The organism is Paenibacillus sp. GCM10027629 (assembly GCF_042676425.1).
Taxonomy (GTDB): Bacteria; Bacillota; Bacilli; order Paenibacillales; family Paenibacillaceae; genus Paenibacillus_K; species Paenibacillus_K terrigena.
In genome coordinates this window covers 44,149-68,170 of the sequence record NZ_JBHTGZ010000012.1, presented here as the reverse complement: position 1 = coordinate 68,170, position 24,022 = coordinate 44,149, and the positions used below count along the sequence as shown (strand labels likewise).

Here is a 24,022-nt window from a genome sequence, read left to right as displayed (position 1 = left end):
TGGCCAACAGTGGCGTGGGTTTTTAAGTGTTTTTCCTCTGCAACAGCCATTGCAGTTTCGCGAGTTTTTCGTACAATTCAACAAGACGAATGGAAATCTCGCGTTCTCCTATAACTTCGGCGCTTTGCGCTATCAATCGAGACATTGTTGCATGGAGTGTGCGCTATCCCTCTCTTATACTGTTCGTAGATAGGTTCAATCTAGCTACACATAAGGAGGCAGACAGTGGCATGAAGTGCAGCAAGGAGAATACCGTAAGTTGGAGCAATGAAGTGAACAATGTCTATGTTGCGGATAACGGGCGCATCTGTGTCGAGGTCGACTTGGCGCATGGAGTATATGCTTGTACGCGGCCAGGTTTTTTTGAACTTAGCGAGGTATACAGCGCCTTTCGGTGGCAAGGCCGGGAATACCACACGGGGCAATACGAAAGCCATGTGCTGCAAGCTGAGCCCCAGGCGATTGAAGATGCGTTCGGTCGAGGCATCCATTGGACGATTCGGCATGAGTCGTCAACGATTCCAACGATGGAGCAGCATTTCTATGTATACGAGGATCATGCGTTTTTCTTGACGAAAGCTGTTATCGCGAGTGTAGAGGAGATGCAGGTTCGGCGCATTTCGGTCTTTAAGACGAACAAGTTGACGGCAGCGCAGCCATCCTCGCCGCAAGACGAGCTGCATGTGCTCCGTGTGCCTTACGACAATGACAAGTGGGTACGTTATACGGCGAGACCTTTCCCGCATGAAACGGAAAGCTACGAGGTTACGGCTTTGTTCCAACCAGAGAGTCGGAACGGGCTTCTTATCGGTTCGATTACGCATGATGTCTGGAAGACGGGAATTCGGATCAAAGGGGAACGCGCCGACCAGGTCGATGAGCTGGAGCTCTACGGCGGAACGGCCGGTGAAATGACGCGAGATGTGCTGCCTCACGGTTATGTGATCGGCACGCGCATTGAATCTCCACTTGTGCTGGTCGGCTTTTATGAGGATTACCGGGATGGCCTTGAGGAGTATGGATGGGCGAATACATGCGTTACGGCACCGCTGCCTTGGGCTGGCGGTGTGCCGTTCGGATGGAATAGCTGGGCTGCGGCCATGAGCAATCTGGATTATGACTTGTATACTTCAACGAGCGACTTCCTGAAAAATGAGATACAGCCGCTAGGGTTCGAGAATAACCAGACGCTCTATATCAATTTCGACGCCTTCTGGGATCGGTTCACGAAGGAAGAGATGGAGGATGCGCTGCGCAGAGTGCGGAACAATGGTCATCTAGCAGGCACATACTGGACGCCTTTCGCGTTCTGGGGCAGCGTCACGCAATTCCAAGATACCGTCGAAGGGACGAATGGGCAATATACATATGCCGATATTTTGCTCAGGGATGATGCAGGAGAAGTCGTGGCGGATATTGCGGGCGGGCTCGCGATCGACCCGACGCATCCGGGAACGCTCGCGCGAATCGACTGGTTCACGCAGAAGATGATTGCCGAAGGCTTCTCCTACGTGAAGCTTGATTTCATGGCGCATGGTGCGCTGGAAGGCAGGCACTATCATCCGGAGATTACGACGGGGATTGCCGCCTATAATTACGGGCTCTCGCATCTAGCGAAGAAGCTGTCTCCGGAAGCCGCAGGCCAAGACATCTTTGTTAATCTATCGATTGCTCCGATGTTCCCTTACGCCTACGCGCATAGCCGGCGAATCTCCTGCGACGTGTTCGGGACGATTCAAGATACGGAGTATCTCTTAAATTCGGTCACGCACGGGTGGTGGATGAATCAGTCGTTGTACCGCTACAATGATCCCGACCATGCGGCCATTTACCGAAGCTGCAACCAGGAGCCGACGTCGTGGCATGAGGGGAGAAGCCGGTTTACGGCATCGGTGATCGCCGGCACGGTGCTGCTGCTTGGTGATGATTACCGCAACCCGGAAGCCGCGGAGCGGGCGAAGGCCTGGCTTGGAAATCAAGAGATGAACGGGCTTGCGCGGTTAGGTCGAACATTCAGACCGGTTGAAGGAAACTTCGGGGATCGCGCTTCGGATGTCTTCGTGCTGGATCGATTAGAAGATTCATCCGTCATCTATTTAGCGGTGTTCAACTTCAGCGGCAAGGAAGCCGCGCATAAGTCGATATCGCTTGAACGGGTTGGTTTGGAGTCGAATCAATCCTATCGTGTATGGGATATATGGGAAGGCGTGGAGCAAGAGGCGGTGAAGGTTCTGCAGATTACTTTGGAGCCTGCTGAGTCAAAAATCTATAAAATTATGCAAATTAAGGCGTAATAACGAATGTATTCATCTCGAAGCTGAGAAGACCATTCCCCACAAGTGGGGAATGGTCTTCGTTTTAGATACGATTGAGATTGAAATCGATCCGGTTACCGGATTGGATCGCTTCCTCCATCTTCAAGGCGAGGTAGACATCCTGGCATGCTTCTCGGAGCGAATAGCCCTTCTGGTCGCCATGCCGGACATAATCTCTCATCTGGAACAGGACATGGGCGATCGCGAGCTCTTCGTCTGACAACGAAGCGGGATGAACCGGATTGCGATAGAGCCAATTTCCTTCGCATAGGACGCCTTGCAACGACAGCGGCTCAAGACTGCCGCCAGTCCCCGACTGCATGCGTGTCAACGCGCTGTTAATCGGTGTCTTGTAATCAGCCATGTACGTGGCCTGATCATCTCGTATTTCACCTCTCGTGCCACGAATGAGGATGCGGTTCTGCCTAATCGGCGAGAAATATTGATCTCTCGTAAAATCAAATAGGGCACTTCGTCCATCCTCCAACTGCAATAAAGCGAGGTCCTGTGATGTATCTATCATTCGCTCTCTGACCGGCAATTGACCTCGATAGGGTCCTTCCATGATGCTTGAATGCAGCCGGAAGCCTGTCACAGATCCTGCTGCTGCATCCGATAACTCCAACCATTTACGTATCAGGCTTATTCCGTGATAACCATGTCCGAACGAGACTTGAAGATGCTGAATGTCGCCTAGCTTGCCCGTTTGGATGAATGAGGTCACGGACTGCATCATCGGGAGCAGCGGATACTGCTCTGCGACTTGAATACGCGCCTCTGCAGGGATGTTCTCTAGGAGATGATCCAACTCGTCCAAGCTTACGGCGGGCGGCGTCTCGATTAGCAAGGGTAGTGGTAACTTGGATAGCTCCAGCAGCATAGGTGCAGCAGCGTTTTTGGATATCGCAAGCACGAGGAATTCCGAATCGGAAGATTGGAGCAGCTGCTCGAACGTGTCCGGCGTACGAACATGCCATGTGGTTCGAAGCCGCTCCCGTTGCAGCGGATCTCGCACGTACACATCACGGACCTGGAAGTAGTCCGGCAGCATCGCAGCAATTTTCAAGTAGAAGTTCGCTCGCCATCCTCCGCCAAGGATACTGAATCGGATCGGTTTCATCATATTCGCTCCCTCGTAGTTCAATTCACGCTATTTATTACATAGGTTACCAGAATGAATGGGCATTTGTTGAGCAAAAAAATCTATGAAAGACGTTTTCAACTATGAAACGTAACTATGCGTTATAGATCGTTCGGACATGGCTCCTTACAATAGGACGTAAGTACAGTTCGAGGAGGCAATAGGATGATCAATCGGATTCAAACGAGGTATTTGGCCATGCTCCTGATTATGGTATTAGGCAGTTCATTATGGCCTGTATGGAGTTCTGCGGAGTCTGCAAGTGCGCAATCTGAAGCTCTTTTTACGAACAAGAACAAGAAGGTAAAAGTCACTAACGGCAAATCTGAACTGAGTTATGATCTTACGACGGGTACAGGCGATTTCTCGTGGTCTGGCACGACGATGGTCAGAGGATTTCATTCGGAAGCGAAGCTGACGGGGCACGAAGAGCGGTTAAGCTCATTAGATGCTGTATCCCGCACCGCCGAGTGGAGTTCACTTCAGGATGATGCTTACGGGAAGCATGGGAAGAAGCTGACGGTGATCAATACGTTCGCTTCCGGCATAACGATGGATGTGAACTTTTACGTCTATCCGAAGTCATCTTACATTCTCGTCGATATGCAAGTTCATAATGACAATCAGCTAACGGTCGAGATCCTGGAACCGATTACAGCCGATAACCTGGATATCGGTGCTGGCATGGACAAGCGGATCTTTACGACGCCATATACGAATAACTTCGACTTTGGGGTAGCACCCGTCGATCAATTCGGTCACAGTCAGAATGGTGCGGACCGCTTCCATGGCGAGGAATTGACATGGGAGAAGTTCAATGGGATTAGCCATTGGGTCGCATCGATGTTCGATAACACGGACAAGCAGGGCATCGTTGCGGGCGCGGCGACCGTGAAGCAATGGAAGAGCAGCCAGAAGCTCGGGGAAGCGGCGTCGAAGAATGGCGCGTTAACCGCGTTCTCCTTGTATAACTGGGGCGGATCAATTCACGGCAAGTCCGTTGCTTCGGACAAGTTCTTCCTTGGGTTTTATGAGGATTATCAGCAAGGCTTAGAGGAATACGGAAGCGTATACAACATGGGAGAACCGCATATGGAATGGCAGGGTGAAGTGCCGATGGGGTACAACACCTTCTATTCGCACGACAGCTACGCAACCGCCGAAGCGATGTATCCAATGGTCGACTATGTGGCAGAGCATTTGAAGCCGCTTGGTTATCAATACTTCAATTTGGATGGGGGATTCCAGCCTGAAGGCGGAATGCCGTTCGAGGATGCGATGGCCAAGTTCGCCGATTATGTTCACGAAAAGGGATTGAAGGTCGGAGGCTATTCGACTCCGTTCACGATTTATGAGGGATGGCTGGACTTGCCGGTGGAAGGCTCGAATTTGACCCATCGGGATATCTGCCTGCGCGATGAGCAAGGAAATTTAATCAAGACCTATTTGAATACCTACGCGCTGGACGCAACGCATCCTGTCGCGCAGCAAGTGATTAAGCGCAACGTTGAGCAATACATTGCATGGGGCTTTGACTATTTGAAGCTGGATTTCATCGATATGGGCATGTATGAGGGCAAGCACTATGACCCATCAGCCAACGGTATGCAGAATTATCGCATCGGCCTCGGCATTATCCGCGATACGGTGCTCGCAGCGAACCGCCCGATCTACATTAACGAGTCGATCGCACCGCTGCTGCCTGCTGCATTCGCTCACGGTCGGCGTGCCGCTTGCGATACATCACTCGGCGTAGCGAGTTACTCGGGGATCGAGCGGCAAGCGATGAACAGCGCTGCTTCCTGGTGGACGAATGGAACGTTGTACGCTTACAATGACCCGGATATGTATATGCCGGAATACGTGATTCAGGGCTTCTGGCACAAATACAGCCAGCGGGATGCAAAGCTCCTGGCGACGACGGTAGCACTCGGTGGCGGACATTGGCTGCTCGGCGATAATCTGCCGTTTGTCGCCGACGACCGATGGAAATGGGTGAAGAACAAGGAATTGTTAGCGCTGGTGAAGCAGGGTAAAGCAGCTAAGCCGGTGAACATGACCAATTTCTATCATCAAGAGGAGCATTCGCCATCCGTTATCTATACGACCGACGCCGAAGACAACCGGATCGTCGGACTGTCGAATTGGACGTCGGAGGAACAGAATATTACGGTGAAGTTCGAGGATCTCGGACTAAAGCCAAACCACAACTATGCCATTACGGAATTATATAGCGGAGATCAGCAAGGTACAGCAAAGGGCAGCTATACGTATAAGCTCCCAGCCAAAGGGACCGCGATCCTTCGCATCGCGAAGGGCAAAGGTTCAGGAAAGGCGGAGAAGCCTGTCAATCTAGCGCTAGGCAAGCCGGTGCAAGTCTCCTCCACTTGGGCTAATCCAGGTTATGATGCCGCGCGCATCACGGATGGCAATGAAGCAACACGTTGGAATGCCGCCGATGGACAAGTGAATGATCAATGGGTTGAAGTGGATTTCGGACAGGACACGACACTGAATCAGGTTGTCATCAAAGAGTTCAGGGATGCGAATTTCCGAATCGCGAACTATGCGCTGCAATACTGGGACGGTGCGAATTACAAGGATATTACGAAAGGGTTTACGGTAGGCGACCATCGGAAGCTGACGTTCCCGACGCTAACCACGTCTAAGATCCGGTTGATACTGAAGACGAATTATGGCGTGCCTTCGATTAACGAAATCGAGGCTTACCATATACCGGATGCGGTTGGGCAGCGTATCGATCAAGACAGCAGCGGAGGCGATTACAGTTCCTATTCCGATGTTCGGGCTAACGTGGAGCGTATGCAAGTCTTTACGCTGCAGCATTCGGATCTGCCGAAGCTAGACATCTACATTTATGAGAGCTATGTCAATGCCGTACCCAAAGATGCTTATTACTTCGATCTCGTGACCTTGGACGATGCGAATAATCCAGTAGATACGATCTTCTCCGCATCGCTCACGCCTTATAACATTCCAGGATCCGTGTCGCCGTATTCGATCTATCCGCGACTTAAGGGGCTGGATGTCACGAAGAAATACGGTCTCATTTTGAAATCTCCGAAATCGGCTTATACAGAGAGCACGGATAATAATTACGGCTTTGCCTATCGTGATGATAATCCGTATGCGAACGGGATGGCCCGATTGTCGCTGGACGGCGGCCGGACATGGATGAATGAAGATCAGCGAGATTTGCTATTTACGATCTATACGGCGAATCCATAGAATCGTCCGTAGCATGCAAAGCATCAGCAAGGCGGTTCCGGATGATCGGAGCCGCCTTTTCACTAGCGAAATCAAATGATGAATGAGAAGGAGAATGAGACATGAGTAATATGAAGTTATGGTATAACCATCCAGGCACAAAGTGGTCGCAAGGACTTCCGATCGGCAACGGAAGAATCGGCGCGGTGATTTATGGAGGCACCGATGCGGAGACCTGGAGTGTGAACGAAGTGACGTTCTGGTCGGGCCAATCCGAGCCAGCGGTAAGTGAGTCGAATGGAAAAGCTGATTTGCAGGCGATGCGGGAGCATTTTTTTGCAGGCGACTATGCGGCGGGAGATAGATTGGCGAAGCAGATGCTGCAGCCGAGGAAGCAGAATTACGGCACGAACCTGCCGCTCATGGATGTATTGTTCCGGTTCACAGCATCGGGCAAGGCGGAACAGTTCAGCCGAGAGCTGCGGTTAGAGCAGGCGGTGTACCAAGCGTTCTACAACGTAAATGGTAAGAAGATCATGCGCGAGGTGTTCGCAACCCATGCGGATCATATTGTTGCAGCACGTCTTTGGGGAGAAGAATCCGGGAGCATTTCCTTCCAGCTTGGTGTTGCAGGACGAACCGCATCATTCGCAGCGGAGATCGTGAACGAGGATACCATCGCCTTTCGATGCCAGGCAACGGAGCAAGTCCACAGTAATGGGACATGCGGCGTCTGGAGTGAAGGACTTATCAAGTTGATCACGTCCGGCGGATCGCTGCGCGAAGAAGCGGGGCAACTGATCGTCACGGATGCCGATGAAGCTTGGGTTTATTTGGCGGTGAACACGGACTATCGTGCCGAGGACGGAGAGTGGATGCAAGTTTGCTCGAACCAGATCGAACGTGCAATAGCGAGAGGGTATGACGCATTGCGGGCCGATCATATCCAGGATTACCGTCAACTCTATAGCAAGGTCACGATCCAGCTAGGTGAGTCTGGGCATGCAAGCCTGCCGACGGACGAACGTCTGCGGTTATTGAAGACGGGACAAGCCGATGACCCCGAACTGTTCGCGTTATTCCTGCAATATGGCCGTTATTTAATGATTGCCGGTTCGCGGGAGGACTCGCCGCTGCCATTGCACCTGCAGGGCATCTGGAACGATGGGGAAGCCTGCCGGATGGGATGGAGCTGTGATTACCATCTAGATACTAACACACAAATGAACTACTATCCGGTGGAAGTGACGAATCTTGGGGAATGCCACCTGCCTTTAATGCGCTATATCGAAGCGTTGTCACAGGCTGGCCGTTCTGCGGCACGCGATTTCTATGGCAGCGAAGGCTGGGTAGCACATGTCTTCTCTAATGCTTGGGGATTCACGGCTCCGGGCTGGGAGACGTCTTGGGGGCTCAACGTGACGGGCGGATTATGGATTGCAACGCATTTAATGGAGCGTTATGCCTATAGCTTGGATCAAGATTTTCTAGCGCAGCGTGCTTATCCCGTCTTGAAGGAAGCGGCCGAATTTTTCTTGGATTATATGACGGTACATCCGAAGCGTGGTTGGCTCGTCACGGGACCTTCGAATTCACCGGAGAATCACTTCTACATCGATGATCGGAGTCAAGGCGTGCAGCAGCTGTCTATGGGATCGACGCTAGACCAAGTGCTCGTACGCGAATTGTTCACCTTCTGTCTGGATGCAGCGGACCGATTGCAGACAGATCATGCCTTCCAGCAGCAGGTGAGGGAGGCCATCGCGGTACTGCCCCCGCTGCAGATCGGCAAGAACGGCCAGCTGCAAGAATGGCTGGAGGATTATGAGGAAGCGCAGCCGGAGCATCGGCATCTTTCGCACCTGGTGGCGTTGTACCCGGCTCATCAGATAACCCCGGAAGGGACACCTGAACTCAGCGAAGCAGCTAGAGTCAGCCTGGAGCGGCGAATGGCGCAGGATGAGCTGGAGGATATTGAATTTACGGCAGCGCTCTTCGGGCTCTATTTTGCACGGCTACAGGACGGGGAGAAGGCGTATAGACACGTCTCCCATCTCATTGGGAGCTTATGCTTCGAGAATTTGCTGTCGTATTCAATTCCAGGCATTGCAGGCGCGGAGACGAATATCTTCGTCATTGACGGGAACTTCGGCGGAACAGCCGCCATGGCCGAGATGCTGCTGCAGAGTCAGATGGGAAGCATTCATGTACTGCCGGCATTGCCGAAGGCGTGGGAATCGGGAACGGTGACGGGACTCCGGGCAAGGGGAAATGCGGAAGTCGATATCGAATGGAAGGAACACCAGCTGGTTCGTACGACGATTTACGCATATGTCGCAGGGAACATCACGGTGCAGTATGGAGATAAGAAGGTGTCGCTGGATGTCGAAGCAGGCGGGGTATATCGATTGGATCACGCCTTAGATGCTTTACACGAATAATCAGCTGATGATGAACAACGGAAAGGGGCGGTCCTTGGTCTAAGAGATAGACCAGGGATCGCCCCTTCTTGTTCTCGAATGAAGCTGGATTAACTCTTGATCGCGCCCATCATCATCCCTTTGACGAAATATTTCTGCACGAACGGATAGACGAGGACGATTGGCAGCGTCGCTACCATCGTGACTGCCATCCGAATGCTCTCGCTGGATACCGGGACGCGGGAATTGCTCTTCGCCAGCTGCTGAGCATCGGACATCATGCTCGCAGTCTGGAATTGATTCAGAATTTTGACCAGGACGGCTTGCAATGTTTTCAGCTCCGGCTTGTACGTGTAGATGTACGAGTCATACCAGGAGTTCCAGTGCCCAATGGCCAGGAACAGTCCGATCGTCGCGAGCACAGGTACGCACAGCGGCATGACGATGCGGAAGAAAATCTGCAGGTCGTTGGCGCCATCGATCTTCGCGGACTCTTCGATCTCGCCGGGCAGCTGTTCGATGAACGTACGGACCAGAATCATGAGGAAGACGCCAATCAGTCCCGGGAAGATAAAGACCCAGAAGGAGTCGATTAATCCTAGCGATTTGATGACCATGTACGTCGGAATCAATCCGCCGCCGAAATACATCGTAAAGACGAAGAAGAACGAGAAGAACCGCCAACCAATCAGATGCCGCTTACTCAGCGAGTAGGCGAGCATGGAGATACAGAAGATCGAGAGCGATGTCCCGATGATCGTACGCAAGAGCGTGACACGAATGGCGCTCCAGATCTCTGGATTACGGAAGATGGTAAGATAACTGTCGAAGGTTATTTCCCGCGGCCAGAAGTATAACCCGCCCCGCAGCGTATCGGTCGCATCATTTAACGAGATGACGAGAATGTTCCAGAACGGGTAGAACGTGACGATGAAGATGACCGTGAGGAACAGATAGAGTGCTATGTCGAATATATATTCTGCGATGCTTTTTTTGCTTTTCATGATAGTCCCTCCCATTGCCTTAAAATAAGGATTGCCCGTTAACTTTTTTGGCGGTGAAATTGACGATGCAGACGATGATGAAGGCCACAACCGAGCTGAACATGCCTACGGCAGAGGCGTACGAGAACATGCCATTTTGAATCCCGTAGCGGAACGAATACGTCGACAAGACGTCGGAGTAGTCTTTGGTCAGTTCATTGCCGAGCAAGAAATGCTGGTCGAAGCCGGCATTCAGAATGCCACCGAGTGCTAGAATCAATAGAATGACGATGGTTGGCTTCAGGTGCGGTAGCGTAATATAGCGAATTTGCTTGAACCGATTGGCCCCGTCGACCTTGGCAGCTTCATAGAGCTCTGGATTGATGGCTGAAATCGCTGCCAAATACATGATCGAACTGTACCCCATATCCTTCCAAGTGTTGCCGATCGCGACGATCCACCAGAAGTACTTGCCGTTCTGCAAGAACAAGATGCTCTCATCGGTAATATGGAAAAATTTAAGAATTGCATTTATGGCGCCATCCGATGACAGTAGAGTTACGATAATATTCGCCGCGATAACCCACGAGATGAAATACGGCAGATAGGATGCGGTCTGTACTGTTTTCTTGAAGCGGACACTCTTGATTTCGTTGATCGCAATGGCGATCAAGATCGGCATCGGGAACGAGAAGCACAATGTAATTAACGTCGAAGCGAGCGTATTGCGCAATACGATCAGGAAGTCTCCGTTCGTGAAGAAGTACTCGAACCAATCGAACCCTACGAACTCGCTGTGGAACAAGGTTGTCCAGAATCCGCCTAGGTTCGGTTGGTAATTCACGAAGGACATGTACAGGCCGACCATCGGTGTATAGGCGAATAATAAGGCCCAGATCAAGGCGGGCAGCATCATGAGGAAAAGGTATTTCTGCTCTTTGAAGACCGTCCATAGCTTCCGACGAGGAATCGTGAGCTCTCGTCCATCGTGTACGTTCATGTTTGTTTGCATGTGTGACACCTCGCAGTTTCTTGTGATAAGAAAATTATAAGATCGCGAAAAAATAGATGTCGATATGACAATGTTCCGAATGATGCTTGAAAATAACTTACATTTTGAAAAGGGATTCAGAAAGGCATGCAAAGAAAGCTATAATAAGTTAAAAGTCAGCGAACAAGGAGTGGTCATCATGTACAGCATATTTCTAGTAGACGATGAAGAGATAGAATTAGAAATGATGCGCGACATCATTCGTTGGGAAGAGATGGGGATTTATGTAGCGGGTACGGCCATCAACGGCAAAGATGCGATGGAGAAAATCCAGATGATCCAGCCTGATATCGTGCTAACGGACGTTCAGATGCCCATCATGAACGGCATTGAACTCGCGAAGCAGGTGACGGAGCAGTTCGATTGGATGAAGATTGTCTTCTTGACGGGACATGATGAAATTACATATGTGAAGTCGGCACTCAATGTCGGCGCCGTCGGTTATTTATTGAAACCGCTGGATCTGGAAGAGATCGCAAGTGTGATGACGCGCGTCAAAGAGAAGTGCGAAGAAGTTCGGTTGAAAAATAGATCGATTCAAGTGACCAAATCGAACATCTTGAAGGAACTGATCTATGAGAAGAACGAGGATCGCAAAAGCAACTTGATGGAAAGCTTCGAGCGGTTGGAACGAAGATCCAATCCGGCGGATTATACTGTGGTTCTGGTCTCCATCGACGACCATGTCGAGGAGCGAGAGATGTTCATTGAGGATGCGATGAATCAGCTCCGTACGTTCATGGGCCATTATTTCCTCTCGTGCCAGTTGTCCTGGAACGATGTCTCGCTGCGTGAAGGGGAGATGCTGATCCTGTTGGACAGTCATCCTCGCGTGATGCAGCGCTTGTTCTGGGTCGAGCTTGCGCAGGCAGTGAAGCAAGCACTGCCTTTTATGGTCACGTTAGCCGTCACGGAACAGGTTGGACCACTTGCGCAAGTCCACGCGCTATATGATCATGCGAGGAAGGTGTTAAGCGAACTCTTTTATACGGGGTACGGCAAAGTGATTTTCGCACAGGATATGTACATGAATATGGACAGCGATCAGTTGCCGCCTTTTGCAGAGAACGAATTGTTGGAAGCGGTTCAACAGATGGAGGAGGAACGGGTTGTCTGGATGTTGCAGGAGTATTGTACGCGGCTAGTGACACTGCGGGTGCGCAAGAAGTTCATTCATGATTGGGCGCTGGATCTTGTGGGAAGAATTCAGGACCAGCTTCGCAGTAATCCTTCGGATACGCATACGGCGGAGACGCGGGCAAATGTATACCATGCGATTTATGATTGCCAGACGATCCATGAAATCGAAGAGGCCGTCAGTCAGATACTGAGGCATATGATGGATTCGATGAAGGATCGGTTCACGGATAAGAACTTGAAGCTGGTGCACCAGGTGAGTTCCATTATTCAGCAGACCTATCATGAGCAGATTACGATTACGAGCCTTTCCAGCCAAGTCTACCTGTCACCGAATTACTTGCGGTCGATTTTCAAAGAGAAGACCGGCGTGACGATTCATGATTATTTGACGCGGATTCGGCTCGAGAAAGCCAAGCAGATGCTATCGGATCCTTCGCTGAAAGTCCAGGATATTGCGCAAAAAGTAGGCTACGAGAGTACTTCATACTTCATTTCCCTATTCCTGAAGCATCAAGGAGTCACGCCGAATGAATACCGAAAAAACCTATAAGAAGCTGCGTTTCTGGCAAACGATCGCCCATCGGCTGTCATGGATGATGGATTTGAAGCTGCGCAACAAGTTTATTATCATTTTTCTACTATCGATCATTCCATTCTTCGGTATGATTTATTATTCCTATACCTCGACCCGGGATCAGATTACGGAGCAGACGTATGCGAGCTTGAGCGGCACACTGAATCAAATCAACACGAATATCGAGAATCGATTGGAGTACTATCATCAGTTATCCAATATCATGTACATGGACTCGCAGCTTCGCAATTACCTGTCGAATGATTATGAGCAGGCGTTCTATTATTTGGATGCCTTCGAGTACATCAATCGGCAGTTCTCCGCGATGCTCGCACTCAACACGAATGTACAGGGGATCACCATTTATACGGATAATAAAACGCTGTATTCGGACGGCGAATATATTCGATATACGGATGAGCTTCCTGAGGCGGTGCGGCGGATGGCCATTGAAGCGGCGGGCGACACGGTCTATACCCAGATGGACGAGCATACCTTGATTCTGGCGCGCTCGCTGAGCTACTTCAGCCTGACACATCCTTACGGGATCTTGATTATCCAGATTAGCGACGCTGAGCTCTACTCCCTCATTGAGAAAGAGAACAATAACAAAAGCGTCTATATTATCGACCAGGCCGGCCGCGTCATTACGACATCCGACAAGAATCTGGCGTCGAAGAAATTATACGATACATTCCCGATCGCGGATGATCTTCAGTCGACCTCCGGCAAGTTCGACAAGCAGGTGAATGGGGAGGATCGGTTCTTCACGTACAAGGCGTTGAGCAACGGATGGAAGACCGTCATCACCGTCCCGTATCATGAGCTGCTCGAGAATACGAATAAGGCGACGGCACGCATCGTATGGGTCGCGGTGATCGCCTTTGCAGCTTCGATCCTATTAATCTATGTGACGACGAAGCTCATTACGAAACGGATTGAGAAGCTGCTTCTCTATATTCGCAAAGTGGAAAAGGGGGATTTCCAAGTCTCCATCCAGTCCATGGGGCATGATGAGATCGGGCAGTTATCGTTCGCTTTCAACAAGATGGCTTCCAAAATTCAAGATTTGATCGAAGATGTGTACGTGAAGGAAATATCGACGAAAGAAGCGGAGTTAACGACGATGCAGGCCCAAATCAATCCGCATTTTCTATACAATACGCTTGCCTCGATCTCCTCACTTGCATTGAAGGAAGGCGGCACCAAGGTCTACGAGATGGTGAACTATCTCGCGAAATATTACCGAATCTCTTTGAACAAAGGCAAGCGGATTATTCTCGTGAATCAAGAGATTCAACTGGTGAAGAACTACATTGCGATTCAAGAGATTCGATTCCGGGGCATGCTGCATATGCATTATGACCTCGACGAAGAGCTGTTCAAATATAAGACGATCAAGCTAATTCTGCAGCCGTTCATTGAGAATTGCATTAACCATGCCATCTGTCACGAGTCGGGTATTAACATCATCGTGAAGCTCTATGCGGAGGGCGACGATATCGTGTTCCAAGTGATCGACGATGGCGCGGGTATGCCGCCAAGGAATCTAGAGGACGCCTTCCAGACGGCGAATAATCTATCAGGTTACGGGATTAAGAACGTCAATGACCGCATTCAGTTGACCTATGGCGATGCGTATGGGGTCGATGTCTTTAGCCGGTTGGGCATTGGGACGACTGTAACGGTACGCATCCCGAAGCGGCACACCTAAGAGATGACCTAGCCATTCAACGATGAAAGACGTTTTCCACTATGAATAATAACATTGCGTTATAGATTATCGAATCAAGGCTTCTTACAATTAATCTTAGATTCAGTAGGCAACCATCAATACGAACTTCAGAGAGGGGTTAATGTATGAAGAAGTTAAACTTAGTTGTATCAGCGGTATTGGTTCTATCTTTGCTGGCTGGCTGCGGTTCGAATTCGGCTTCCAATGAGACAGGTTCAGGAGCAGGATCGAATTCGGCAGCGAACGATACAGCTCCGATCAAGCTGACATGGTTCGATAAGAATACGGGCGATGCGTTCACGAACCCGGTGGCGAAGGCGATTACAGAGAAGACAGGCGTAACGGTGGAGATCCAGCAGCCGACAGGGAACCCGCTCGAGAAGCTGAACTTGATGCTCGCGAGCAACGATTTGCCGGATGTTCTCATGTTGGATCGTGGAAGCGATATCATGAACAAGTACATTGCTTCGGGGGCGATCATTCCGCTGAATGATCTGATCGACCAATACGGCCCGAACATTAAGAAGATGTACGGCGATACGCTCAAGAAGACGAGAAGCGCTGACGGGAAGAACTACTATTTGGCGAACTGGTACGGTCTCGAGAAATACCCGGTATTCGGCTTCTTGATGCGGATGGATATGCTGAAGGAGCTTGGCGTCGGCGATAAGGTGAATAACGGTGAACCGTTCACGGCGCAAGAATTCGAAGATTTGCTCGTGAAATTCAAAGAGAAATATCCGACGGTCGACGGCAAGCCTTCCATTCCGATGACGCTCAACGGGGAAGATATGGGGAGCGTGCAGTGGACGTTCAAAGGAATGTTCGGCATGAAGACCTATTACGAGGAAAATGGGGAGCTGAAGAAAGATATCCGCGATCCGAGGTACTTGGACATGATGAAATTCATTAATTCCCTGTATAACAAAGGGTTGATCGATAAAGAGTGGGCGACGATGAAGACCAAGCAGTATGAACAGAAGATTGCCGCAGGCAACGTGTTCGCCACGGCGAATGCATCGTGGAACGTAGGGGCGCCGAATACGCTGCTGAAGGCGGATGCGCCGGAAGGCACGAATAAGGAAGAGAGACAGCTCTATCAATACAAAGTGCTAGGGCCGAACATTGCGGCTGACCAGACAACATACGGACCGAAGAGCTCATTGGGCTGGGACGGCGTAACGATCTCGAAGACGAATAAAGATCCGGTGCGTACGATCAAAATGTTGGATTATTTAGCTAGCGAAGAAGGCCAGTATTTGCTAATGTGGGGATTAGAAGGCAAGGATTGGGACATGAAGGACGGGAAGCACGTTCCGCGCCAAGAAGTGCTGGATGCTTTTACGAAAGATTGGAATGAAGCTTCCAAGACAACGGGCATTCGCAAATGGACATGGATGATCAAGAACGGTCCGGGTTCGGACGGTACGCCTTACGATCTGATCGGACGCTATAAATCGGATCCAACGACGGATCTCGCGATCAAGAACTTGGCGGATACGGCATACGATACGGCACCTTACGACAATCTGGGTCCTGCAGGCGGTACGCCGGAAGCGATCATGGAGCAGAAGGTGGGCGAGACGATCAACAAGTATTATCTCAAAATGGCGCTTGCGCCGACAGAACAGCAAGTTACGGATATGTACAACCAGATGATGAAGGAAGTGGAAGCTGCCGGACTTGCAAAGCTCGAGAAAGTCTATAACGAGAACTATCAGGCACGATTGGAATTGTGGAAGTAACGGGGCAATAAAACATCACGAAATCGTTGAGAGCAGGTGGATAGCTAGTGATTCAGTATCAAGAACAGCATCGCATTTTCGCAATTCAGACGAAAGGCTCCTCTTATGTATTCGGTATTAACGCGAAAGGCATTCTGCAGCATCTGTATTGGGGTACACTCGTAGACGTGGAAGATTGCATTCCGCTGCTTACGAACAGGGGCCATAGCTCATTTGATATGGAACTGGAAAGGGAGATCGAAGAATACAGCTTCTGGGGAGGACTCGTCTACAGCGAGCCTTCCTTGAAGGTCATCTGGCCGGATGGCGTACGCGACCTTTGCATGGATTATACTGGACATCAGATTGTACAGCAGGATGGCAAAGAAACGTTGGTCATGACGATGAAGGACCGCATCTATCCGCTTGAGGTGCATCTGACGTATGCGGTCATTCCGGAATTTGATCTTATCGAGCGTTCCGTGCGCATCGTCAATACGGGAGAGCATGACATCGTTCTGGAGAGCATGCAATCTGCGGCGTGGAGCCTTCCGACCATACCCGATTATCGGTTAACGCATGTCACGGGCAAATGGTCCGGGGAATTCCAACTACGCAATACGTTATTATCGGAAGGGAAAAAAGTGATCGAATCCCGCAGGGGCTTCACGGACGGTCATGCGAATCCATGGTTCGCCGTGGATAGCGGGCAGGCAACGGAAGAACGCGGACAAGTCTGGTTCGGCGCGCTGGCATGGAGCGGAAACTGGAAGATTACGGCGGAGAAATCATCATTCAACCAAGTCCGGGTGACCGGCGGAATTAATGATTTCGATAGTGAATGGATTCTTGGTCCGGGGGAGAGCTTCGATACGCCGATGTTCGTCGGCGGGTATACGGAAGGTGGATTCGGCGAGATGAGCCGGCATCTCCATCATTATCAATACCAGTATATTATTCCGAGCCAAGAGCCGCGGAAGGTATTGTATAACTCTTGGGAAGCGACTTATTTCGATGTGAATGCGAAGGATCAGATGGCGCTGGCTGAACGTGCGGCGAAGCTAGGCGTAGAGCTGTTCGTCGTCGATGACGGCTGGTTCGGAGCACGTAACCATGATCGAGCGGGGCTTGGGGATTGGTTCGTGAACCAGGAGAAGTTCCCGAACGGATTGAATGAACTGATCGAGAAGGTGCATGCGCTCGGCATGGAATTCGGCATTTGGGTTGAGCCGGAATCCGTTAATCCGGACAGTGAGCTGTATCGCCAGCATCCGGATTGGGTCTATCACTTCCCGACGCGGGGACGGACAGAGCTGCGCAATCAGCTGTTGCTCAACATTTCGAAGCCGGAAGTGAAGCAGTATATTTTAACGTTCATGATCGATCTGCTATCGAAGCATGACATTTCGTTCATTAAATGGGATATGAACCGTACGATCACAGAGCCGGGCATGAAGGATCTTCCGATCCATCGTCAGAAGGAAGTATGGATTCGCCACGTGCAGACACTGTATGAGATTTGGGCCGAGTTGCGCGAGCGCTTCCCGCATGTCGCCTTCGAGACGTGTGCTGGCGGGGGCTCACGGATTGATCTTGGTATCCTTCGCTATGCGGATCAATCGTGGCCGAGCGATAACACGGATGCCTTCGATCGCCTGAGCATTCAGGAAGGATTCTCGTATGCGTATCCGCCGAAACTCATGACCTGTTGGGTGACGGAATCGCCTAGCGGCATGAATAAGCGATTGACGTCACTGGCGTACCGCTTCCACAGCGCCATGATGGGGACGCTCGGGATCGGGTCGAATCTGAACGAATGGAGCGATGAACTGATCGAGCAATCGGCTGCCTTCGTACAGCAGTACAAAGACATTCGCCCGGTGATTCAATACGGACAGCAATACCGGCTGCCAGCCTTGAAGCATAAAGGCGTTACAGCCGTACAATATGTGAGCCTAGACGGCTCGGAGAGCGTCCTATTTGGGTTCCTGCATTCCCAGCGTCTTGGGGAACCGCTGCCGCGCCTTCGTCTGCAAGGGCTTCAGGCCGATCAATCCTACCGGATTGATCAGCTCGAAGGCACAAGGACGGGCAGGGCGCTGATGAACATTGGTATCGAGCTGCCGCTGCGCGGCGATTTCGATAGTCTGATGTACCGCATACAGTGTGTCTAAGGAATCATAATTTTTTACTCAGGGAAGTCATCCCTTCCGTGTATCTCGGTACGCGGAAGGGGACTTCCCTATTATTTTTTTGAATATGCGGGAGAAATAGTAGGGGTCCTGGAAGCTGAGCTGAAGGCTGATTTCCTTGATGCTCTGATCCGTTAAGTCAAGATATTGGCACGCGCGCTGGATTTTGAGCCGTAGAAAGTAATCGATGGGCGAGTAGCCCGTCGCTTCCTTGAACCGTGCCGAATAATGGGGCACAGACAGCTTCGCTTGCTCCGCCAGCTCATGCAGCGTGATCGGCTGTTCGATGTGCGCGCTCATATATTGCAGGGATTCCTCCATATCTTGTTTGTTCTGCCGCGACTTCGGGACTCTCAGCTGCTGCTGCGAGAAGCGTATGAGCGCGGCGAGATGGCAGGCCAATTGCGAGACATAAATAATATGATTTAACGAGTATCCTTTCTCTAGAAGTTCATAGGATTCATGGAACAGCTCAATGATTTGCGTCGATTTCTCCACCGAGACTTGCGATGGCGCCGTGAACGAATCAATGCCCTCGAAGAAAGCAGTTGTATTCTCGCCCCGCATATGAAACCAATAAATAGTCCATGGGTGGGATTCGGATGACCCGTAGGCATGGGGCGTGTTCGCTGGGATGACGATGATCGATCCTTTGTGCATCGGATGCAGCTTGTTCTGATTCAATCGGACCCAACCTTCGCCGGCGATACAGTACATGATAATGTAGGACAGGTTGCCTTCAGGACGCTCACGATAGTGGTGGAGCGCCTGCGGAAAGTAGCCGATGTCGGTGATATACAGTGACCGGATCAGCGGATGTGCTGCATATTCCGCCAGGATATGTTCCGGCAGAACGATTAATTTTTGCGACTGGAAGCCGTCTTGTTTTTTGATCGTATCCATGTTTCTACTATGCTTCTTCCGATCTGGAATGTCAATGTGGGAATAGAGTATAAAATCATAATATAATCCATCATTATCCTGTTATCGTTCATGGTATTCGCAGCCGGGAGCTCGTAAGATGGGGATATCAACGGACAACGATTATCTTAGGAGGGTACAGACCATGACAACGTTAGTAGAGAGCGTGAAAGTATGGGAAGAGACGATTGACATCCCAACATATGAGGTAGGAGAGCCGGATAAGAATCCCATGTTCCTCGAGAAGCGGGTCTATCAAGGCAGCTCGGGCCGCGTCTATCCGAATCCGGTCATTGATAAAATTTACGATGATAAAGTGATAAAGCCGTATCAAGTGGTGTTCCTCGAGAATGAATATGTTCAGATCCAGATCATGCCGCAAATCGGCGGTCGCGTCTACCGCGCGATCGACAAGACGAATCAATATGATTTCGTTTATCACAACCAAGTGATCAAGCCCGCATTGGTCGGCCTGACCGGTCCTTGGATCTCGGGCGGCATCGAGTTCAACTGGCCGCAGCATCATCGCCCGAATACGTTCGGCCCCGTCGAATACCGCATTGAAGAGAACCCAGACGGCAGCAAGACGGTATGGGTCGGAGAAATCGATCGCATGTACGGGACGAAGGTGACGACTGGATTTACGCTGCACCCGGGCAAAGCGTATCTTGAGATACATGCCCAAATGTACAATCGTACATCCGAGCCGCAGACCTTCCTCTGGTGGGCGAATCCAGCGGTAGCCGTCAATGATCATACGCAATCGGTATTTCCGCCGGATGTGCATGCTGTATTCGACCATGGCAAACGCGATGTATCGAAATTTCCGATCGCGACCGGAACGTATTATAAGATGGACTATTCCGAAGGGGTCGACATTTCGAAATATTCCAATATTCCTGTGCCGACATCGTATATGGCGTACCATTCTGATTACAATTTCGTTGGCGGTTATGACCACCAGATGGAAGCCGGCATTCTGCACATCGCGAATAAGCATGTCTCTCCGGGTAAAAAGCAATGGACTTGGGGCCATGGCGAGTTCGGACAGGCATGGGATCGCAACTTGACGGACGAGGACGGCCCGTACATTGAACTCATGACCGGTGTGTATACCGATAATCAGCCGGATTTTACATGGCTTCAGCCGTATGAAGAGAAGAGCTTCAAGCAATATTTCATGCCTTACAAACACCTTGGCATGGTGAAGAATGCGTCCATCGATGCGGCCGTGAATTTGGAAGTGACAGATCAGTCGATCACAGCTCATGCGTATGCGACGTCGGTCTTCGAGGATGCGCACGTTCGGCTTATCAGCGCTCGGGCCACATACGTTGACAAGACGGTAACGCTGTCGCCGACGGCACCCTTCACCATCACAGCGGAACTGTATCCGGAGGATCGCGAGGAAGATCTCGTACTGGCTGTATCCACAGCAAGCGGAAGAGAGCTCATCTCGTATCAGCCAAGGCCGAAGAAAGTCGAGCAGACACCAGATCCGGCTAAGGCCATTGGCGAACCGGAGGAATTAGCAAATACGGAAGCACTCTATCTCGCGGGGCTGCATCTGGAGCAGTATCGTCATGCGACGTATGAACCGGATGCCTACTATCTGGAAGGTCTTCGCCGTGACCCGGGAGATATTCGACTCAACAACGCATATGGCCAGCTGTTGTTACGTCGGGGGCTGTTAGAACAGAGTGAAGCTTATTTCAGGAAAGCGATCGAGACGCTGACTCGGCATAATGCTAGACCTTATGACAGCGAGCCCTTCTATAACCTCGGAAAAACGCTCAAGCTGCAAGGTCGGCTCGACGAAGCCTTTGCCGCATTCTACAAATCGGTGTGGTCGGCAGCGTGGCAGGCGGCAGGATACTTTGCGCTCGCGCAAATCGCCTGCGAGAAAGAGGCGTATGAGGAAGCGTTAGAACTCCTGGACCGCTCGCTCTGCATGCAAATGCGGAACTATAAAGCCCGCAATCTGAAGAGCTTGGTGTTACGCAAACTGAACCGCCTCGAAGAAGCGGCGCGGTATACGGAGGAGACCATCGCGCTAGATCCGATTGAATTCGGTTCTCGCAATGAACGCATTTACATGTATGAGCAAGTCGGGGATACCGTCAATGCAGTGAAATGCTTCGAAGAGTTGGAAGGGTTGATGCGAGGCAATGCACATAGCTATATTGCGCTGGCACAAGATTATGCCGACGCCGGTCAATATACGGAGGCGCTTACTGTGCTCGATCGTATCGCTTCACGTTCGGCGGGTCACGTGTACCCGATGATACGCTACTACCAAGGGTTCTACAGCATGAAGCTTGGCTGTGCCGATGAATGCGACGCTTTCTATCAGCAGGCTGAGGCGGCAGATCCAACCTATTGCTTCCCGAATACCGTGCAGGATTACATCGTATTGAAGCATGCGACGGATGCGCGTGAGAACGATTCGAAGGCGCCGTACTATCTCGGTAATTTGCTCTATGACAAGAAGCGGCACGGGGAAGCCGTAACCTATTGGAAGAAGTCTGTACAGCTGAATGACACGTTCGCTACGGCGCATCGCAATCTTGCGTTAGCTTACTTCAACAAACAAGGGAATCCTGAGGCCGCGTTGGCATCGCTCGAGCAAGCATTCTCCCTGAATACAGCGGATGCGCGCGTCTATTATGAGCTGGATCAGCTCTATAAGAAGCTTGCTTACACGCCGGAACAGCGACTAAGCATGATGGAGAAGCATATGGCGCTGGTTCAAATGCGCGATGATCTCTATCTGGAATATATTACGCTCTACAATTTGCAGGGCCGTCATGAGGAAGCGATCGGTCTGATTCTGAATCGGCATTTCCATCCTTGGGAAGGTGGCGAAGGGAAAGTACCAGCCCAATATGTCATCGCTCGCGTGGAATGGGCGAAGAAGCTGCTGCAGGAAGGCCGGGTTCAAGAAGCTATTGATCAATTGCTGCTGGCGAAGCAATATCCGCTCAATATTAACGAAGGCAAGCTTGAAGGCGCGCAGGAGAACAACATTCATTACTACCTGGGCTGCGCTTATCAGCAGCTGGGAGATCAAGAGATCGCGCAGCACTATTTGGAGCTCGCTTCGAGAGGGTTGGATGAGCCGACGAGCGCGATATATTATAACGACCAACCGCCGCATATGATCTTCTACCAAGGGGTTGCATGGCGTCAATTAGGCGATGAGAAAGCGGCGCGTAGTCGGTTCAATAAGTTGATCGACTTCGGCGAGCAGCATCTATTCATCGAGCAGAAAATTGATTATTTTGCCGTCTCGTTGCCGGATTTCCTCGTGTTCGAAGAAGATTTGAACAAGAAGAACCGCATCCATTGCCATTATATGATGGGGCTTGGTCATCTGGGGCTCGGCAACCAAGAGGAAGCGAAGAAGAGCTTCCAGCAAGCGCTGGCGCTGGATCCGATCCATCAAGGGGCCATGATTCATTTGGCACTGGCGTAGAGAGGAGCTGCTTGTATGACACGATGGGAACGATGTGAGCAGCAGTCGGGTCATGACATATGGGTTGTTCGTAATGCATGGATGGAGATCAAGGTCGTGCCCGCACTCGGCAGCAAAATGATATCGCTCAAGCATCTTCGGACAGGTAGAGAGTGGTTATCGGAAGCCGCTGGTCCCCTTGGGAATAAGGGGTACGCGACTTCATTCGCAGACAGCGACGGCAGCGGCTGGGATGAGATGTTTCCGACGATCAACGCATGCACCTATCCGGATCATCCTTGGCAGGGGACGGAAATGCCTGACCACGGCGAGGTGTGGTCCATACCATGGCAGGTCGAGATCGCAGATGAGCGACTCAGCTGTCATGTGCATGGCGTGCGGCTGCCGTACCGGCTGAGCAAAACGTATTCGTTCACCGAAGAACAACGCTTGCGGATCGATTATACGGTGTACAATCCCAGCCCGTTCCCCCTCTCGTTCTTGTGGGCGGCGCACCCGTTATTCGCCGTCCATGAAGGGATGGAGATCATCGTCCCATCCGAGCTGAATGAGATCGTTGTTTCATACTCACAGCATGAGAGGCTTGGACAAACGGGGGACGTGCGAAGCTGGCCGATTCCGTTCGAGGATCATCCAGAGATTTGTCTGCATCAAGTTGAAGCGATGACGGCAGGGACGGCGGAGAAGTATTATTTCCGAGGCGAGCTGCCGGAAGGACGGGCAGGACTTCACGATCCGAGCACAGGCGAGTCGCTTATGATGTATTTTCCGGTGGAACAAGTGCCTTATTTCGCGGTGTGGGCGAATTACGGAGGATATCAAGGCGGGTATCACGTTGCGCTAGAGCCCGCAACAGGATTTTTGGATGACTTGTCTTATGCGATGAAGCAAGGGATGGCAGCAACCGTCGAAGCGGGAGGCCGTTATCATTGGTTTCTCGAAGTTGAATTAACATGAAAAAGAGGCGCGGAAGTGCAGCAGGCTGGGGAATAAAAGGCTTGCTGCCCGACCGGGTCTATTTTTTATTTGGATGTGGATGACTCAATGCATCCGAGGGATGTTCTCATCATAGCTTTCGGCACCTAATTCCAAGATTCTTCCTCGTCCCATTCTTATCATCTGT

The 24,022-nt window shown here is 51.0% G+C and carries 13 protein-coding genes; 9 read left to right on the top strand and 4 right to left on the bottom strand.

Translation table 11 applies throughout. From position 1 onward, the window contains the following. The first annotated feature begins 230 nt into the window (after positions 1-230). Positions 231-2,294, top strand: a complete 2,064-nt coding sequence (locus ACFQZR_RS21030; protein ID WP_379349587.1) for an alpha-galactosidase — start codon at positions 231-233, stop codon at positions 2,292-2,294. Positions 2,295-2,358: 64 nt separating this feature from the next. Here ACFQZR_RS21030 and ACFQZR_RS21025 read toward each other — a convergent pair whose 3' ends face one another. Beyond that, the gene (locus ACFQZR_RS21025; RefSeq protein WP_379349585.1) at positions 2,359-3,438 is read right to left on the bottom strand and encodes a Gfo/Idh/MocA family protein; all 1,080 of its coding nucleotides are present in this window, start codon (positions 3,436-3,438) and stop codon (positions 2,359-2,361) included. A gap of 183 nt (positions 3,439-3,621) precedes the next feature. Here ACFQZR_RS21025 and ACFQZR_RS21020 point away from each other — a divergent pair, with 183 nt between their 5' ends. Together ACFQZR_RS21020 and ACFQZR_RS21015 are read left to right on the top strand one after the other, a co-directional pair. After that, entirely contained in the window at positions 3,622-6,705 is a 3,084-nt protein-coding gene (locus tag ACFQZR_RS21020) for a discoidin domain-containing protein (RefSeq protein WP_379349583.1), read from the top strand. Between the two features lie 101 nt (positions 6,706-6,806). Beyond that, a complete protein-coding gene (locus ACFQZR_RS21015) occupies positions 6,807-9,125 on the top strand; it encodes a glycoside hydrolase family 95 protein (RefSeq protein ID WP_379349581.1) in 2,319 nt (772 codons plus the stop codon). Positions 9,126-9,214: 89 nt separating this feature from the next. Here the strand turns inward: ACFQZR_RS21015 and ACFQZR_RS21010 are convergent, their stop codons facing one another. Together ACFQZR_RS21010 and ACFQZR_RS21005 are read right to left on the bottom strand one after the other, a co-directional pair. Next, positions 9,215-10,108 carry a carbohydrate ABC transporter permease gene (locus tag ACFQZR_RS21010; protein ID WP_379349579.1) on the bottom strand — a complete coding sequence of 298 codons (894 nt, stop codon included), beginning with the start codon at positions 10,106-10,108 and terminating at the stop codon, positions 9,215-9,217. 19 nt (positions 10,109-10,127) lie between these two features. Next, positions 10,128-11,099, bottom strand: coding sequence for an ABC transporter permease (locus ACFQZR_RS21005; protein ID WP_379349577.1), 972 nt, complete (start codon positions 11,097-11,099; stop codon positions 10,128-10,130). 178 nt (positions 11,100-11,277) lie between these two features. On the opposite strand from ACFQZR_RS21005, the gene ACFQZR_RS21000 reads away from it, so the two are divergent. From ACFQZR_RS21000 to ACFQZR_RS20985, 4 genes are all read left to right on the top strand, one after another. Continuing rightward, positions 11,278-12,828: a response regulator gene (locus tag ACFQZR_RS21000; RefSeq protein ID WP_379349575.1), complete on the top strand. Its 1,551-nt coding sequence runs from the start codon at positions 11,278-11,280 to the stop codon at positions 12,826-12,828. Next, positions 12,806-14,566, top strand: coding sequence for a sensor histidine kinase (locus tag ACFQZR_RS20995; RefSeq protein ID WP_379349573.1), 1,761 nt, complete (start codon positions 12,806-12,808; stop codon positions 14,564-14,566). Before ACFQZR_RS21000 ends, ACFQZR_RS20995 begins: the two co-directional genes overlap by 23 nt. A 146-nt stretch (positions 14,567-14,712) precedes the next feature. Beyond that, positions 14,713-16,332: an ABC transporter substrate-binding protein gene (locus ACFQZR_RS20990; protein WP_379349571.1), complete on the top strand. Its 1,620-nt coding sequence runs from the start codon at positions 14,713-14,715 to the stop codon at positions 16,330-16,332. Between the two features lie 47 nt (positions 16,333-16,379). Further along, positions 16,380-18,485 carry an alpha-galactosidase gene (locus ACFQZR_RS20985; protein ID WP_379349569.1) on the top strand — a complete coding sequence of 702 codons (2,106 nt, stop codon included), beginning with the start codon at positions 16,380-16,382 and terminating at the stop codon, positions 18,483-18,485. Between the two features lie 27 nt (positions 18,486-18,512). On the opposite strand, the gene ACFQZR_RS20980 is transcribed toward ACFQZR_RS20985, so the two are convergent. Then, complete coding sequence (locus ACFQZR_RS20980; protein ID WP_379349567.1) at positions 18,513-19,406, bottom strand: AraC family transcriptional regulator; 894 nt, start codon at positions 19,404-19,406, stop codon at positions 18,513-18,515. Between the two features lie 163 nt (positions 19,407-19,569). Between ACFQZR_RS20980 and ACFQZR_RS20975 the strand changes: the two genes are divergently transcribed. Both ACFQZR_RS20975 and ACFQZR_RS20970 read left to right on the top strand, forming a co-directional pair. Then, positions 19,570-22,899 (top strand): DUF5107 domain-containing protein, encoded by a 3,330-nt coding sequence (locus ACFQZR_RS20975; RefSeq protein ID WP_379349565.1) that lies wholly within the window; start codon positions 19,570-19,572, stop codon positions 22,897-22,899. Between the two features lie 15 nt (positions 22,900-22,914). Further along, positions 22,915-23,856 (top strand): aldose epimerase family protein, encoded by a 942-nt coding sequence (locus ACFQZR_RS20970; protein WP_379349563.1) that lies wholly within the window; start codon positions 22,915-22,917, stop codon positions 23,854-23,856. Positions 23,857-24,022 lie beyond the last annotated feature (166 nt).